The organism is Paraburkholderia sp. JPY419 (assembly GCF_050435705.1).
In the GTDB taxonomy this organism is placed as follows: Bacteria; Pseudomonadota; Gammaproteobacteria; order Burkholderiales; family Burkholderiaceae; genus Paraburkholderia; species Paraburkholderia youngii.
In genome coordinates this window covers 1,904,578-1,918,812 of the sequence record NZ_JBNDKV010000002.1, presented here as the reverse complement: position 1 = coordinate 1,918,812, position 14,235 = coordinate 1,904,578, and the positions used below count along the sequence as shown (strand labels likewise).

Sequence of the window (14,235 nt, the reverse complement as noted above, 5' to 3'; positions counted from 1 at the left end):
GTTTGGTCTGGTTTCGATTCATGGGTCGAGCGGGACGCCGCTGTTTCGCGCAGCTTCGCATCGCGGGCTTCCTATTTTCTACCCGAATGCTTACGCCACGCGTGCGGCGCGCCGGATCGCTTGAGGCGGGTGGCCGAACGCGCGCAAAAACGCGCGCCGCATCCGCTCGGGGTCGATGAAGCCAGTGTCGGCTGCGACCGTTTCGATCGAATGACGGCCGGTTTCGAGCATCGTGCGGGCCGCTTCGACGCGCAGCGCCTCGATTGCGCGAGCCGGCGATTGGCGCGTCTCGTCGCGAAACGCGCGGCTGAACTGGCGCGGGCTCAGATGCGCGACATCGGCGAGCTGTTCGACGCTCAGCGGCTCGCGCAGATGACTCTTCGCATACGACAGCGCGTTCTGGATCCGATCGGACTTCGGTTCGAGATCGAGCATCGCCGAGTATTGCGACTGCCCGCCGGTGCGGCGGTGATAGACGACGAGCTTTTTCGCGATCGCGCGCGACGCCGCGACGCCGAGGTCGTTCTCGACCAGCGCGAGGCACAGATCGATGCACGCGGTCATGCCGGCCGACGTCCACACCGAGCCGTCGACGATGAAGATGCGGTCCTCGTCGACCCGCGCGCGCGGAAAGCGCCGCTGCAGATCGCGCGCATGCGCCCAATGAGTGGTCGCGTGGCGGCCGTCCAGGATGCCCGCTTCGGCGAGGACGAACGCGCCGGTGCAAATGCTCGCGGTGCGGCGCGAGGCGGCGAGGGCGTCGTTCAGAAACGCGAGCAGTCCCGGCGACGACGGCGCGATTTCCATCGCGCCGGTGACGATCACCGTGTCATAGGCGGGATCGCCGAACGGCCGCGTCGCGACCTCGACGCCCGCCGAACTGCGCACCATGCCGCCGTGCTCGGAGATCACCGTGACGTCGTACGCGGGTTCGTCGGTGTCCTGATTGGCGAGTTCGAAAATCGATACCGCGACCATGTCGAGGATCTGGAAGCCCGGAAACACCACTACGCCGATGCGTTTCATTTGCGATGTCCTGAAACGAGGGAAATACGACATTTGAGACAAGACGGTACGCGCCTAGACTCAGCTCGTCAACACCGCCGCACCAGCGCGAAAGCCGCGAGACGGCGAGTTCACGGATGTTCCCATTCACCAGTCAGGGCGGTCGCATTGTGCGCAGCCCACAAGGAGAGCTTCAATGGCAACGCAGGCAGAGAAGGGCGTACAAGGCGATCCGAACGGAGGTAAGGGCACGGCGGTGGTCACTGGCGCATCGTCGGGGATCGGTGCGGTCTACGCGGACCGGCTCGCGCGACGCGGCTACGATCTGCTGCTGATCGCGCGCGACGGCGCGCGCCTCAGCAGCCTCGCCGAGCGGCTGATGAAGGAGACCGGCCGGCGCGTGAGCACCGTCAGCGCCGATCTGTCCAACAAGGCCGACGTGCGCCGCATCGAGAACCAGTTGCGCGCCGAGCGCGGCATCACGATGCTGGTCAACAACGCGGGCGTCGGCGCGACCGCGACGCTGCTCGACTCCGACATCGATGAACTCGAGAAGATGATCGATCTGAACGTGACCTCGCTCACGCGCCTGACGGCGGCCGTGTTGCCGGGTTTCATCGCGCGTGGCGCGGGCACGGTGATCAATATCTCGTCGATCGTCGCGCTGTCGCCGGAATTGCTGAACGGCACCTATAGCGGCACCAAGGCGTACGTGCTGAACCTCACGCAGTCGCTGCATCACGAGGTGGGTGGCAAGGGCGTGCGGCTGCAGGCGGTGCTGCCGGGCGCGACGAGTACCGCGTTCTGGGATCGCGCGGGTCTCGCGGTCGAGAACCTGCCTGCGCAGATCGTGATGAGCGCCGAGGACATGGTCGACGCGGCGCTTGCCGGTCTCGACCAGGGTGAGTTGGTGACGATCCCGTCGTTGCCCGATGCCGCCGACTGGGAGCGTCTGAACAGCGCGCGTCTGCATCTGCAGCCGAATCTGTCGCGCAGCGCGCCGGCCGAGCGCTATACGCGCGCCGTGGCGGCGTGAAACAAAGGGGGTAGGGCAGCGCAAGACTCAGCCGCTCACCGCGACCTGATTCTTGCCGTCGTGTTTCGCGCGATACAGGCCGACGCTGGCGGCCTCGATCAGCGACGTGACCGGTTCGGCCGCCGACGGCAGCACCATCGCCGCGCCGATGCTGATCGTGACGACACCCTCTGCCGAGCCCGCATGCGTGATCGCGAGGTCTTCGACCGCGATGCGGATTTTCTCCGCGAGCAGGCGCAAGCCGCCCGCCGACGTGCCCGGCACGACCACCGCGAACTCCTCGCCGCCGAAGCGCGCGGCGAGATCCGGTGAATGGCCGAGGCACGCTTCGATCGTATGCGCGACGCTCTTCAGCACTTCGTCGCCGGCGACGTGCCCGTAGGTGTCGTTGTAGGCCTTGAGGTGATCGACGTCGATCATCAGGAGGCCGAGGCCGGTCTTGTCGCGCGTGCCGCGGCGCCATTCGTCGGCCAGATGCTGGTCCAGGTAGCGGCGGTTCGACAGGCCAGTCAGACCGTCCGAATGCGTGCGCCGCTGCAACTCCAGATTCGTCGCCAGCAGTTGCTGCTGTAACTGCCGCAGCGCGCGGTATGCCTCGTCGCGCTGCTGCAGGTTCAGATACGAGCGCGAGTGATAGCGGATGCGCGCGATCAGCTCGATGCGATCCGGCAGCTTGACGAGGTAATCGTTCGAGCCGGCCGCGAACGCCGCGCTTTTGACGAGCGGCTCTTCTTTGGTCGATAGCGCGATGATCGGGATGTCGCGCGTGGCCGCGTTCAGCCGATATTGCCGCACCAGCGTCAGACCGTCGGCGCCCGGCATCGCGAGATCTTGCAGAATCACCGTCGCGCGAGTTTCCTCGGCGCAGCGCACCGCGTCTTCCCAGGACGCGCGGTAGTGAAAGTCGACGCCCGGCTCGTCGGCGAGCGCCTCGCGCACCGCGTCGGCGATGACCGGCTGGTCATCGACCAGCAGCACCGTGATCGGGCACTCGCCCGCCGGCGCGTCGGCGAGGATGCGCGCGAACGAGTCGTCGATGGCGAGACGCGGTGGATCCTCCGCGACGAGCGCATGCGCCTGCGCCTGTGCTTCGTCTGCGGGATGCAGCGTTGCGACGTTCTGGGGCGGTTTAGAGGTGTCCATGTGGTTCAGCGCGAATGAAGGGCAGGGAAGGCACGTCAGGTTGCGGAGAGGCGGGGCGCTCTTTGACCATTGCCATTGGTCAGATAATAGTCGGCGCCCGCGACGAGACCAGCCCGGCAATCGTCCTCGCTGAAGCCGCGCAATGCTCTGCGTGGGCTGACGCATCCGACGTTATGCGCCTGTTACAGAGTTAATGTCCGGTTACCAACTGCAGCATCTATTTCCGCCAGCGCCAGCGACAATTCGTCCATGCCTGAACGGCGGGAGCTCAATATGAAAAAGATCGCAGTGGCGTTGGTAATGGCGGGTAGTTTGACGGTGGCGGGCCAGGCGTCCGCGCACGGACACGGCGGCGACGTGCTGGGTGCGCTGATCGGCGGCGCGGTGCTGGGCGCGGTGGTCAGCTCGGCGTTGACGCCTGCACCATTGGTCGCGTATCCGCAGCCGGTTTATGCCGAGCCCGCGTATCAGCCCGCGCCGGCCTACGTGGCACCGCCGCCCGGATATTGCTATGACCAGTATCAGCGCGCCTATGTCGCGTGCGGCGCACCGCCGCCCGGACAGTACGGCTATGCACGGCCGCAACCCGAGCCGCAGTGGTAAACGTGGCATGGCTCTGATGCGCGGATGATCCAGCCTGGCAACGCGCAGACAAAAAGGCCGTCGCTCGATGCGACGGCCTTTTTTCATTGAGGCACGCCTTAATGCTTGTGATGCAGCCACTCCGCGTAATGCGTGTCGAGCCAGCGCTCGAGCTTGGGCGGTTTGGACGGGTCGCGGTGACGCGACATCATCCAGATGGCAAAGCCGACCACCAGCATGACGGCAGGCCCCATCAGATAGGCGAGCATTGATTCAGGCATCGAAACCTCCGTATCTGCTTGCATCCATCTCTCAGTGTAGGCGAAGGAAGCGGGGAAAGAACGATGATGTGAAACGGTCTTGAATACCGGAAAAAGGCGCATTTTCGCGCGGTTTAGAAACCTTATTTTTTAATGACTTTCCTTTGTTCGATTAGGTTTCGGAGGAGGTCGCATCGGCCTGTGTACCATCCCGATTCCGGCATGGCGGCAAGCGTCACATCTCGCCAAAACCCATGACGATGCCGTCAAGCCGTCCCGTTCGCGGTCTGCCGTGCGACTTCCATCTGGCTATCGACAAAGTCCGCCCAACTCTGAAGCATGCGACGGTCCCGCGCTGCTTCGTCGGTTGCTTCACGATTCGTGATGTCGCGTGTCGCGGCTGATTGCTGCTCCATCTCGCGCAGATGCGTCGACGCGGTGCGACGAAAGTCATGCAGCACGAAATGCTCCACGTCGAGCCCCAATGCCTTGACCGCCTGGTTCAGCGTGCTTTTCGCGATCGGCCGATCGTCGCCCCTGACGCTCGGGAACACGTACGTCTCGCTGGTGCGCGCGCGCTGCAGCTCGCGCAGCAGCGCAACGGCCTGCCGCGGCAGACGTACGATGCGGTCCTCGCGCGCGTTCAGGCGGGCAGCGGGGATTGTCCATAGCGCGTTGTCGAGATCGAACTCGGCCCATCTGGATTCGATGAGGTCCGATTTGCGAGCCATCGTCAGCACCAGCAGGTGCAGCGCTAGCTTCAGCGGGCGGCGGATATTCGACGTATCGATGGTGCGCAGCATGACGCCGATCTCGGCGCCGGACAGCACGCGGGTGCGGCTGTCGAAGGTCGCGATCGAGCGCGCCGGCACGACTTCCGCGGGGTTGCTGGTCGCGAGCTGACGTGCGATCAGGTATGCGTACAGGCGCTTCACGACGTTGCGCGTGTGCAGCGCCATTTTCGGCGCGCCGCGGCTTTTGATGCGCTCGCAGATCGCGACGATGTCGTCGGCGGTGACCGCGCCGATCGGCTTGTTGCCGATCGCGGGCAGCACGTCCTTGTCGAGCGCGCGCCGGGTGGTGCGGCGATATTCGTCCGACTTGCCGGCCAGCGCCGTCGCGAGATAAAGCTCGGCCGCTTCGCGCAGCACGTCGGCCTTGCTTTCGGCACCTCGATCGCGCCGCGCGGTCGCGACCGGCGAGATGCCCTGCGCGACGAGTGCCGCGTACCTCTGGGCCTTCGCGCGCGCGACGCGCAGCGAAATCATCCGGTAATCGCCGATCGTCGCGAGCGGCTGACGCTTGCCATTCAACGTATAGCGGAAGCGCCAGACCTTGGTGCCGGTCGTCATGACTTCGATCACGAGGCCGTTGCCGTCGGCGACACAGTAGCGGGTCGCGCGCGGTTCGAGCGCGCGGATCTCGGATTCGGTGAGCGGGGTGGCGAGGCGGGGCATGCTTTGGGGACGCTGTACGTCGTTAAGGTTCGGACAGCGGGGATTTTAGACTTTTACCACGGTTGTGTACCAAAAATCCGAGCGATTTTTGGTTGACAGAATGCGATTTTCGATTGCGTGGCAGCAGCGGCTATTCGACCGCAGAGCGTTATGTCGCCGCGGAATCCTGCCGACTCACGAGTTCGGCGTTACTTGCCGATACAGAATCGGCTGAAAATCACTCCGAGCAGATCATCCGAGCTGAACTCACCCGTGATCGAATTCAACTGATCCTGCGCGAGCCGCAGTTCCTCGGCGAACAGATCGAGTGCCTGCGCGTTCTGCTCCGCATGCGCGGCGGCGGTCGCCAGATGCTCGTCGGCCGCGCGCAACGCAATCAGGTGACGCTCGCGCGCGAGATAGACGCTCTCCGCGCCCGCCTGCCAGCCGGCAATCCGCAGCAGTTCGTCGCGCAACAACGAGACGCCGTCACCCTTCTTCGCCGACAGCCGCACCTCGCTGAGTTCGAGATCGGCGTCGAGCGCTTGCGTGGCGGGCGCGAGTCCGGTCAGGTCGGTCTTGTTCAGCACACGCACGACCGGCACGCCGCGCGGAAAACGTCCGGCGATCGTTTCGTCGTCGGTCGTCATGCCGGCGCGCGCGTCGAGCAGATGCAGCACCACGTCCGCGCGCTCGATCTCGCCCCATGTGCGCTCGATGCCGATCTTCTCGACCTCGTCCTCGGTGTCGCGCAGGCCCGCCGTGTCGATCACGTGGAGCGGGATGCCTTCGATCTGGATTGTCTGCGCGACCTTGTCGCGAGTCGTGCCGGCGATCGGTGTGACGATCGCGAGTTCGGCGCCAGCGAGCGCATTCAGCAGCGACGACTTGCCGACGTTCGGCTGCCCCGCCAGCACCACCGACAAGCCCTCGCGCAGCAGCGCTCCCTGGCGTGCCTCGCTCAGCACATGCGCGAGACGCTCGCGAATGCGCGCGAGCTTGCCGCGCGCGTCGGCGGCTTCGAGGAAGTCGATTTCCTCTTCGGGGAAGTCCAGCGTCGCTTCGACCAGCATCCGCAGCGTGATCACTTCTTCGACCAGCGCGTGGATGTCGCGCGAGAACGCGCCGTCGAGCGAGCGGCCGGCCGAACGCGCGGCGGCCTCGGTGCTCGCCTCGATCAGATCGGCGACGGCTTCGGCCTGCGCGAGGTCGAGCTTGTCGTTCAGAAACGCGCGACGCGTGAATTCGCCGGGCTCGGCGAGCCGCAGACCGAACGCGCGGCCCGCGTCGATGCAGCGCTGCAGGACCAATTGCAGCACGACCGGCCCGCCATGGCCCTGCAGTTCGAGCACGTGCTCGCCGGTATACGAATGCGGCGCCGGAAAGTACAGCGCGATGCCGCGGTCGAGCGGATTGCCGCTCGCGTCGAGAAACGGCACGTAGCTCGCGTGACGCGCCGCGAGCGTCTGGCCGGTGAGGGCCTGCATCAAAGGTTGGGCCGCCGCCGCGCCGGCTCGGCCGAACGAAATCCGCACGACGCCGATGCCTCCCCGGCCGGGCGCGGTAGCAATGGCAACGATGGGATCGGAGTCGGTCGTGAGCATGTGAAGTCTGCGAAACGGGAGGGGAAGGGCAGGGCCGCGTTGGTCGAGTCGGCGCGAGGCATTGTAACGCGCCCGCTCCGGACGAAAGGGCTCGCGGGAAGGGCACGAAGCGGATGACGCGTCTGTTTTCGCTATCGCTTGAACACCTCAGATTTATCCCAAGTAAGCTAGGATTATTATCGCGCTACTTAAGAATAATTGAGACTCGGCAGCACCTGCTGTTCAGGCAAAGCCCAAGCCAGGCAATAAAGAGATGAAAAAAATCGAATTCGCGCAACGCTTTATCGGGCGCACGCTGCAAGCTAAAACTATCTCAAATAAGAGAAAACAAAGCTTGGTCGGTTGTCAACTGGTTGAACGCTGAATTGCACAATCTGGCCCATGCCGACCGACAAAGAAAAAGCCGCCTTCGCCAAGAGGCTGAAGGATCTGCTCGAGCCGCTGAAAATCCGCGGCGGGACCAAACTCGCCGAGCAGTTCAATCTTCGCTATCACGGCGAGCGTCCTGTAACACCCCAGACCGCGCACAAATGGCTGACGGGTACGACGATTCCGAAGCCGGACAAGTTGCGCACGCTCGCCGAATGGTTGAACGTCAAGGAGCACTGGCTCCATTACGGACCGCCGCCCGGCGCCAGCGCACGGCCGATGGCCCGTGGCGAAAAATATCCGCCGACACCCGAAACGATCGAGCTCGCGTCGAAGATTGCATCGTTGACCCCGAAGGATCGGAATTTGGTCGAGGAAATGATCGTGCGCTTTTACGGCGAAGATTCCGACGAAGAGTGAACGTCGAAACCGTCGCATTTCCTTCGACCGCCCCATGAAAAAAGCCGCCCGGTTCGCGCCGGGCGGCTTTTCGTTTTCAGCTTTGCGACACGGCGGCCATGCAGGCCGCCGTGCGACGCAATATCAGGCCGGCTTCGCCTTCGAAGTGCCCATCATCCGCGTGATGTAGTACTGCTGCGCGATCGACAGCACGTTGTTCACGACGTAGTACAGCACGAGACCCGCGGGGAAGAAGAAGAACATCACCGAGAACGCGATCGGCATGAACATCATCATCTTGGCTTGAACCGGGTCTGGCGGCGTCGGGTTCAGCTTGGTCTGCAGGAACATCGATACGGCCATCAGCACCGGCAGGATGAAATATGGGTCCTGCTGCGACAGATCCTGAATCCACCAAATCCACGGCGCGCCGCGCATTTCCACCGACGACAGCAGCACCCAGTACAGCGAGATGAACACCGGAATCTGGATCACGACCGGTAGACAGCCGCCGAACGGATTGACCTTCTCGGTCTTGTACAGCTCCATCAGCGCCGCGTTCATCTTCTGCGGATCGCCCTTGAAGCGCTCGCGCAGTGCCTGCATGCGCGGCGTGATCGCCTTCATGCGCGCCATCGACTTGTAGCTCGCGGCCGATAGCGGGAAGAACACCGCCTTGATCAGCAGCGTGAGCAGCACGATCGACCAGCCCCAGTTGCCGACGTAGCTGTGGATCTTCGACAGCAGCCAGAACAGCGGCTTCGCGATGATCGTGACCCAGCCGTAGTCCTTCACCAGATCGAGGCCCGGCGCGATGCCCGCGAGCATCTGCTCTTCTTCCGGACCGGCGAACAGACGCGCGGACACGCTGACGGTCTGGCCCGGCTGGATGGTCGGCATTGCCTGCTTCATACCGACGCGATACAGCGACGGATCAATCTTCTCGGCGTAGAAGTCACGCTTCACGCCTTCCTGCGGAATCCAGGCCGACGCGAAGTAGTGCTGGACCATCGCGACCCAGCCGTCGTTGGCCGACGCCACGAAGTTCTGCTTGTTCTTGTCGAGATCGCTGAACGTCATCTTCTGGAAGTGATGCTCGTCCGTGTAGACGGCCGGTCCGATGAACGTGTGCGAGAAGCGCGGCGTTTCGACCGGCTGGTCGTCGCGCACGAGTTCCATATAGACCTGCGGCGTCACCGGCGAGGTGCCGACGTTCTGGACCTTCGTCTCGACGCCGATCACGTAGCTGCCGCGCGTGAACGTATACGTCTTGATGACCCGGAGGCCGCCCTTTTCCGGCGACTCGAAACTCATCTGGAACGAGTTCTGACCTTCACCCAGCTGGGTCGGCTGATTCGGCATCAGCGTGAAGACGTCGTTGTGATTCGGGAAGTCACCGCCGAGCAGGCCGGTGCGTGCGAGATACGTGTGGCTGTTGGTCTTGTCGAACAGCGTGATCACGAGATCCGGCTGCTTGCCGTCGCCCTGCTTGATGAGCGACAGGCGCGACAGTGTGCCGCCGCGGGTGTCGATTTCGCCGGTGTAGACGTCTGTGCCGAACTTCACGAGATGCGATTGCTCGGCCGCCGGCGCGTTGCCGGGCGCGGCCGCGTTAGTGGCCGGCAGGTCGGCCGGCTGGGTGCCCGGCGTCGTGGTGCCCGGCGCGGCAGTGCCGGCGGTCTGGGTCGGCGTCGTGCTCGGGAAGAACATCGACGGGCGTCCGTGGTCGCGTTGCCAGTTGTCGAACAGCATGACAGCTGACATAAAAAAGATGACCCATAGGACGGTGCGTTTGATATCCATGCGTTGTCTCAGTGTCGATGGAACGGCGCGTCAGCGCTTTTCAGAAGTGGGTGGCGGGACGAGATCGATGCCGCCCGCGGAAAACGGGTGACAGCGGCAAACACGCCTCACGGCGAGATAAGTCCCGCGCGCGGCGCCATGATACTGGATTGCCTCGCGCGCGTAATCAGAGCAGGAAGGGTAAAAGCGGCACCGGTTGCCGAGCATGGGGCTCACGGCAAGCTTATAAAAACGCAATAAAGCGAGAAGTACCGTTTGCATGGCAGATGCGGCCGTACGGCGCCGCGCAACGTGAAGTACCGGGCGACGCCCGCGCCCTGTAGCTGCCGGCGCAACGCCCGTTGCGGCGACCGCTGTGCGGGCGGTCACTGCGTCATTCCGTCCTGGGCGCCTCCGCGGGCGGCGCCTGACGACGGGTAATTTCGCGCGCTGCCTTGTCGAGCAACGCCTCGATCTCGCTGCGGCACAGCGCCTTCAACGGCGGCGATGACGCGCTCGGCAAAGCTTTTTTGTCGAAACGCGTGTGTAGACGCAGCAGCACATCCCAACCGCCGAATTCCGCGCGACGCAGCCGGAAGGCTTCACGCGCGATCCGACGCACCAGATTCCGCGTCGCCGCGCGCGGCGCATACTTCTTGCCGATCACGAGGCCAAGACGCGCCTCGTTGCCGGTGGGCCGGCCGTACACGACGAAGTGCGCGGTACGCCGCCACGGCCGCAAACGAAAAACGGATGAAAATTCATCCGTTTTTAGCAGCCTTGCGGCTTTGGGGAAGGCGGCTTGCGCTCGCAACGGAACCGAGCCCGGTTGCCGCGCCCCGGCCGCTCCCGCTTCGCCGCGGGCTTCGGTCACAGCGCGCAATCCGCTTGCCTTAGATCGCGAGGCGCTTGCGGCCCTTCGCGCGACGTGCGTTGATGACCTTGCGGCCGCCAGCGGTCTTCATGCGAACGCGGAAGCCATGGGTGCGCTTGCGACGGGTAACGGAAGGTTGGTAAGTACGTTTCATGTTGCTCTCACTTGATCGAAAAAAACCGCGCGATCATCGCTGAAAGCGCAATGGCCGGTGGTTTGCTGGAATTGGTTTTCGCGGAACCCGCTATTTAAACTGGTTTTCCGTTGGCCGTCAATAGTTTAGCCTGCTTCTGACGCAACTGGGGTTTGCCGGCCGCGGTGATCGGACCCTGTGGATAACTCACTTTCGGGTCCGTTTTGGCGTTAGAATCTCGCCTTACTTCCCAAAAATGTTGCACGTCGCTCCGGCACGCTTGTTCCGCAGACCCTTGTGGCACAAGCGCCTGGGGCCGTTACGCCTGGCTGCTGAGGGCCTTGTTGCGGGCGCGCGACAGGGGCAGCGGCGACCGCCGTGCACACCATAACGATAGCAACTTGATGAACGAATTCTGGCAACACTGTTCCGCATTGCTGGAGCGTGAGCTTACGCCCCAGCAGTACGTGACGTGGATCAAACCCTTGGCCCCGGTCGCCTTCGACGCCGATGCGAACACGTTGAGCATTGCCGCGCCGAACCGCTTCAAGCTCGACTGGGTCAAGAGCCAGTTCTCCGGCCGCATCGCGGATATGGCCCGCGATTTCTGGCACGCGCCGGTGGACGTGCAATTCGTACTGGATCCGAAGGCCGGTATGCGCAGCCCGGCGGCCGCTGCGCCGACTCCGTCGTCGGCGCGCCCGGCTTCGACCGCGCCGCAAGGCGGTAATGCCGGCGGCGTCGCAGCCGTGGATGCCGCCGTCGGCGCCGTGCAGGCCGCGCATGCCGCGCGCGCGAATCCCGCAGCCGCGGCAGCGGCGCTCGCCGCGCAAAACGCGAATCCGCGCAGCGCCGCCGAAGACGCCGCCGACCTCGATCTGCCGAGCCTCGACGCGAACGAAGCCGCCGCTGGGCGCCGCACGTGGCGGCCGGGCCAAGGCGCGGGCGCGGCGGCAACCAGCGAAAGCGACTCGATGTACGAGCGCTCGAAGCTGAACCCCGTGCTGACCTTCGACAACTTCGTGACCGGTAAGGCGAACCAGCTCGCCCGCGCTGCGGCGATTCAGGTCGCCGACAATCCCGGCATCTCGTATAACCCGCTGTTTCTGTACGGTGGCGTGGGCCTCGGCAAGACCCACCTGATCCATGCGATCGGCAACCAGTTGCTGATGGACAAGCCCGGCGCGCGGATCCGCTACATCCACGCGGAACAGTACGTGTCCGATGTCGTGAAGGCGTACCAGCGCAAGGCGTTCGACGACTTCAAGCGCTACTACCACTCGCTCGACCTGCTGCTGATCGACGATATTCAGTTCTTTTCGGGCAAGTCGCGCACACAAGAGGAATTCTTCTACGCATTCGAGGCGCTGGTCGCAAACAAGGCGCAGGTGATCATCACGAGCGATACGTATCCGAAGGAAATCTCGGGTATCGACGACCGCTTGATCTCACGCTTCGACTCGGGCCTGACGGTGGCGATCGAGCCGCCCGAGCTCGAAATGCGCGTCGCGATTCTGATGCGCAAGGCGCAATCGGAGTTCGTGAGCCTGAATGAGGACGTCGCGTTCTTCGTCGCGAAGCATCTGCGCTCGAACGTGCGTGAGCTCGAGGGCGCGCTGCGCAAGATCCTCGCGTATTCGAAGTTCCATGGCCGCGAAATCACGATCGAACTGACCAAGGAAGCGCTGAAAGATCTGCTGACGGTGCAGAACCGGCAGATCTCGGTGGAAAACATCCAGAAGACGGTCGCCGACTTTTACAGCATCAAGGTCGCGGACATGTATTCGAAGAAGCGTCCGGCGAACATCGCGCGACCGCGGCAGATCGCGATGTACCTGGCGAAGGAACTGACGCAGAAGAGCCTGCCGGAAATCGGCGAGCTGTTCGGCGGGCGCGACCACACAACGGTGCTGCACGCTGTGCGCAAGATCGCCGACGAGCGCAGCAAGGACGCGCAGTTGAACCACGAACTGCACGTGCTGGAACAGACACTGAAGGGCTAAATGGGCTGGCCGCACGCGATTGCGAAACGGACGGCGGCACCAATCGCTGTGACATAGAGAAACGGGCAGGGGACCAACAACCCGGCGGCGCAGCCGGGTCCTGACGGGGAATGGCAAGGAACGCGACGGCAAGCGGGCAGAAGCGACGCAAAAACGCGGCGAACCCGCGATGAATTTGCGGTGAAACCGGCCCGAAGTGACGGAAAAACGCGCCTGCGAACCGGTAGCGCCGGGCCGCGGCGTGAAAAACCGTCGGCAACCCGGACTACGCCCCGCAAAATCGACCTGTTTATTCCCGAACTCGCCCCCATTTTAGTGAGGCGGTCCCGTTTTCAGGCACAATACAGATTTAACCGCCCGGCGGCGACGGGCGGATTTCACGCCGTGTCGGGCGCTTTTCAGGGCGCCGGCGGGGAGCCGTGGCTGCACGCTGAAATGCTTGTCCCGTAAGGCGTGCAGGCCGTTATATCAACGAAGGAACCCTATGCAACTGGTCAAGACCGAACGCGACAACCTCCTCAGGCCGCTGCAAACCGTGAGCGGCATCGTCGAACGCCGCCATACGTTGCCGATCCTCGCCAATTTGCTGATCACCAAGAACGGTCCTGACGTATCGTTCCTGTCGACCGACCTCGAGTTGCAGATCACCACGCGCGCCGATTTCGGCGTGGGCGGCGATTCGGTCGCGACCACGGTGGCGGCGCGCAAGCTCCTCGACATTCTGCGCGCCATGCCCGACGGCCAGGTCACGCTGACGCTGAACGACAAGCGCCTGACCGTGCAATCCGGCAAGAGCCGCTTTGCGCTGCAAACGCTCGCCGCGGATGAATTCCCGACCGTCGCTCAGGCTAAAGACTACGGCGCGAGCCTCGTGGTTCCGCAAAAGACCTTCCGCCAGCTGCTCGGCATGGTCCATTTCTCGATGGCCCAGCAGGACATCCGCTACTACCTGAACGGCATGCTGCTGGTGGTGGACGGCGACCAGCTGATGGCGGTCGCGACCGACGGGCACCGTCTCGCGTTCTCGTCGATGAAGATCGAAGGCTCGTTTGCGCGCCAGGAAGTGATCATTCCGCGCAAGACGATTCTCGAACTGCAGCGCCTGCTCGAAGACATCGACGACACGGTCAAGATCGACATCGCGCAGACGCAGGTTAAGTTCACGTTCGGCCAGGTCGAACTCGTTTCGAAGCTCGTGGAAGGCAAGTTCCCCGACTTCCAGCGAGTGATTCCGAAGTCCCACAAGAACAAATTCCAGATCGGCCGTGAAGAACTGCAGCGCTCGCTGCAACGTGCGGCGATTCTGACGTCGGATAAGTTCAAGGGCGTGCGCTGCATCGTCGAGCCGGGCCAGTTGAAGATCATGTCGACCAACGCCGATCAGGAAGAGGCGCAGGAAGAACTGGAAATCGCATACGACGGCGACAGCGTCGACATCGGGTTCAACGTCACGTATCTGCTCGACGTGCTCGCGAACCTGAAGGTCGACATGTTGCAGGTGAGCCTGGGTGACGCCAGCTCCAGCGCGTTGATCACGATTCCCGAGAACGACGAATTCAAGTACGTGGTGATGCCGATGCGCATCTGACGCGTCCAACATCAAGTAGAA

14 protein-coding genes are annotated in these 14,235 nt (G+C 63.6%); 5 read left to right on the top strand and 9 right to left on the bottom strand.

Annotated features, from left to right (window positions below; genetic code table 11):
* Positions 1-90: 90 nt before the first annotated feature.
* Positions 91-1,026: a GlxA family transcriptional regulator gene (locus QFZ91_RS14865; RefSeq protein WP_368716837.1), complete on the bottom strand. Its 936-nt coding sequence runs from the start codon at positions 1,024-1,026 to the stop codon at positions 91-93.
* Positions 1,027-1,201: 175 nt separating this feature from the next.
* On the opposite strand from QFZ91_RS14865, the gene QFZ91_RS14860 reads away from it, so the two are divergent.
* A complete protein-coding gene (locus QFZ91_RS14860; RefSeq protein WP_429567667.1) occupies positions 1,202-2,041 on the top strand; it encodes an SDR family NAD(P)-dependent oxidoreductase in 840 nt (279 codons plus the stop codon).
* 27 nt (positions 2,042-2,068) lie between these two features.
* Here the strand turns inward: QFZ91_RS14860 and QFZ91_RS14855 are convergent, their stop codons facing one another.
* Positions 2,069-3,184: a diguanylate cyclase gene (locus QFZ91_RS14855; RefSeq protein ID WP_429567666.1), complete on the bottom strand. Its 1,116-nt coding sequence runs from the start codon at positions 3,182-3,184 to the stop codon at positions 2,069-2,071.
* A gap of 273 nt (positions 3,185-3,457) precedes the next feature.
* On the opposite strand from QFZ91_RS14855, the gene QFZ91_RS14850 reads away from it, so the two are divergent.
* A complete protein-coding gene (locus QFZ91_RS14850; RefSeq protein ID WP_429567665.1) occupies positions 3,458-3,787 on the top strand; it encodes an ecotin precursor in 330 nt (109 codons plus the stop codon).
* 98 nt (positions 3,788-3,885) lie between these two features.
* Here QFZ91_RS14850 and QFZ91_RS14845 read toward each other — a convergent pair whose 3' ends face one another.
* From QFZ91_RS14845 to mnmE, 3 genes are all read right to left on the bottom strand, one after another.
* Positions 3,886-4,047 carry a hypothetical protein gene (locus QFZ91_RS14845; protein ID WP_176109870.1) on the bottom strand — a complete coding sequence of 54 codons (162 nt, stop codon included), beginning with the start codon at positions 4,045-4,047 and terminating at the stop codon, positions 3,886-3,888.
* A gap of 245 nt (positions 4,048-4,292) precedes the next feature.
* A complete protein-coding gene (locus QFZ91_RS14840) occupies positions 4,293-5,483 on the bottom strand; it encodes a tyrosine-type recombinase/integrase (RefSeq protein ID WP_429567664.1) in 1,191 nt (396 codons plus the stop codon).
* Positions 5,484-5,671: 188 nt separating this feature from the next.
* Positions 5,672-7,066: a tRNA uridine-5-carboxymethylaminomethyl(34) synthesis GTPase MnmE gene (gene mnmE, locus QFZ91_RS14835; protein WP_429567663.1), complete on the bottom strand. Its 1,395-nt coding sequence runs from the start codon at positions 7,064-7,066 to the stop codon at positions 5,672-5,674.
* Between the two features lie 381 nt (positions 7,067-7,447).
* Here mnmE and QFZ91_RS14830 point away from each other — a divergent pair, with 381 nt between their 5' ends.
* Positions 7,448-7,855: an XRE family transcriptional regulator gene (locus QFZ91_RS14830; RefSeq protein WP_176109867.1), complete on the top strand. Its 408-nt coding sequence runs from the start codon at positions 7,448-7,450 to the stop codon at positions 7,853-7,855.
* Positions 7,856-7,978: 123 nt separating this feature from the next.
* On the opposite strand, the gene yidC is transcribed toward QFZ91_RS14830, so the two are convergent.
* The 4 genes from yidC to rpmH all read right to left on the bottom strand — a co-directional run bounded on the left by yidC (position 7,979) and on the right by rpmH (position 10,644).
* Positions 7,979-9,637, bottom strand: coding sequence for a membrane protein insertase YidC (yidC, locus tag QFZ91_RS14825; protein ID WP_429567662.1), 1,659 nt, complete (start codon positions 9,635-9,637; stop codon positions 7,979-7,981).
* Positions 9,638-9,667: 30 nt separating this feature from the next.
* Positions 9,668-9,898: a membrane protein insertion efficiency factor YidD gene (gene yidD, locus QFZ91_RS14820; RefSeq protein WP_013091032.1), complete on the bottom strand. Its 231-nt coding sequence runs from the start codon at positions 9,896-9,898 to the stop codon at positions 9,668-9,670.
* A gap of 112 nt (positions 9,899-10,010) precedes the next feature.
* Positions 10,011-10,490, bottom strand: coding sequence for a ribonuclease P protein component (locus QFZ91_RS14815; RefSeq protein WP_429567661.1), 480 nt, complete (start codon positions 10,488-10,490; stop codon positions 10,011-10,013).
* Between the two features lie 19 nt (positions 10,491-10,509).
* A complete protein-coding gene (rpmH, locus tag QFZ91_RS14810) occupies positions 10,510-10,644 on the bottom strand; it encodes a 50S ribosomal protein L34 (RefSeq protein ID WP_004198824.1) in 135 nt (44 codons plus the stop codon).
* Between the two features lie 383 nt (positions 10,645-11,027).
* On the opposite strand from rpmH, the gene dnaA reads away from it, so the two are divergent.
* The gene (gene dnaA / locus QFZ91_RS14805) at positions 11,028-12,626 is read left to right on the top strand and encodes a chromosomal replication initiator protein DnaA (protein ID WP_429567660.1); all 1,599 of its coding nucleotides are present in this window, start codon (positions 11,028-11,030) and stop codon (positions 12,624-12,626) included.
* A 484-nt stretch (positions 12,627-13,110) separates the two neighbouring features.
* Positions 13,111-14,214 carry a DNA polymerase III subunit beta gene (dnaN, locus tag QFZ91_RS14800; RefSeq protein WP_176122385.1) on the top strand — a complete coding sequence of 368 codons (1,104 nt, stop codon included), beginning with the start codon at positions 13,111-13,113 and terminating at the stop codon, positions 14,212-14,214.
* Positions 14,215-14,235: the final 21 nt, after the last annotated feature.

Excerpts from the sequence above, each read along its gene's own strand:
- QFZ91_RS14865 (WP_368716837.1), bottom strand. The coding sequence starts at position 1,026 with ATGAAACGCATCGGCGTAGTGGTGTTTCCGGGCTTCCAGATCCTCGAC.
- QFZ91_RS14860 (WP_429567667.1), top strand. The coding sequence starts at position 1,202 with ATGGCAACGCAGGCAGAGAAGGGCGTACAAGGCGATCCGAACGGAGGT.
- QFZ91_RS14855 (WP_429567666.1), bottom strand. The coding sequence starts at position 3,184 with ATGGACACCTCTAAACCGCCCCAGAACGTCGCAACGCTGCATCCCGCA.
- QFZ91_RS14850 (WP_429567665.1), top strand. The coding sequence starts at position 3,458 with ATGAAAAAGATCGCAGTGGCGTTGGTAATGGCGGGTAGTTTGACGGTG.
- QFZ91_RS14845 (WP_176109870.1), bottom strand. The coding sequence starts at position 4,047 with ATGCCTGAATCAATGCTCGCCTATCTGATGGGGCCTGCCGTCATGCTG.
- QFZ91_RS14840 (WP_429567664.1), bottom strand. The coding sequence starts at position 5,483 with ATGCCCCGCCTCGCCACCCCGCTCACCGAATCCGAGATCCGCGCGCTC.
- mnmE (WP_429567663.1), bottom strand. The coding sequence starts at position 7,066 with ATGCTCACGACCGACTCCGATCCCATCGTTGCCATTGCTACCGCGCCC.
- QFZ91_RS14830 (WP_176109867.1), top strand. The coding sequence starts at position 7,448 with ATGCCGACCGACAAAGAAAAAGCCGCCTTCGCCAAGAGGCTGAAGGAT.
- yidC (WP_429567662.1), bottom strand. The coding sequence starts at position 9,637 with ATGGATATCAAACGCACCGTCCTATGGGTCATCTTTTTTATGTCAGCT.
- yidD (WP_013091032.1), bottom strand. The coding sequence starts at position 9,898 with ATGCAAACGGTACTTCTCGCTTTATTGCGTTTTTATAAGCTTGCCGTG.
- rpmH (WP_004198824.1), bottom strand. The coding sequence starts at position 10,644 with ATGAAACGTACTTACCAACCTTCCGTTACCCGTCGCAAGCGCACCCAT.
- dnaA (WP_429567660.1), top strand. The coding sequence starts at position 11,028 with ATGAACGAATTCTGGCAACACTGTTCCGCATTGCTGGAGCGTGAGCTT.
- dnaN (WP_176122385.1), top strand. The coding sequence starts at position 13,111 with ATGCAACTGGTCAAGACCGAACGCGACAACCTCCTCAGGCCGCTGCAA.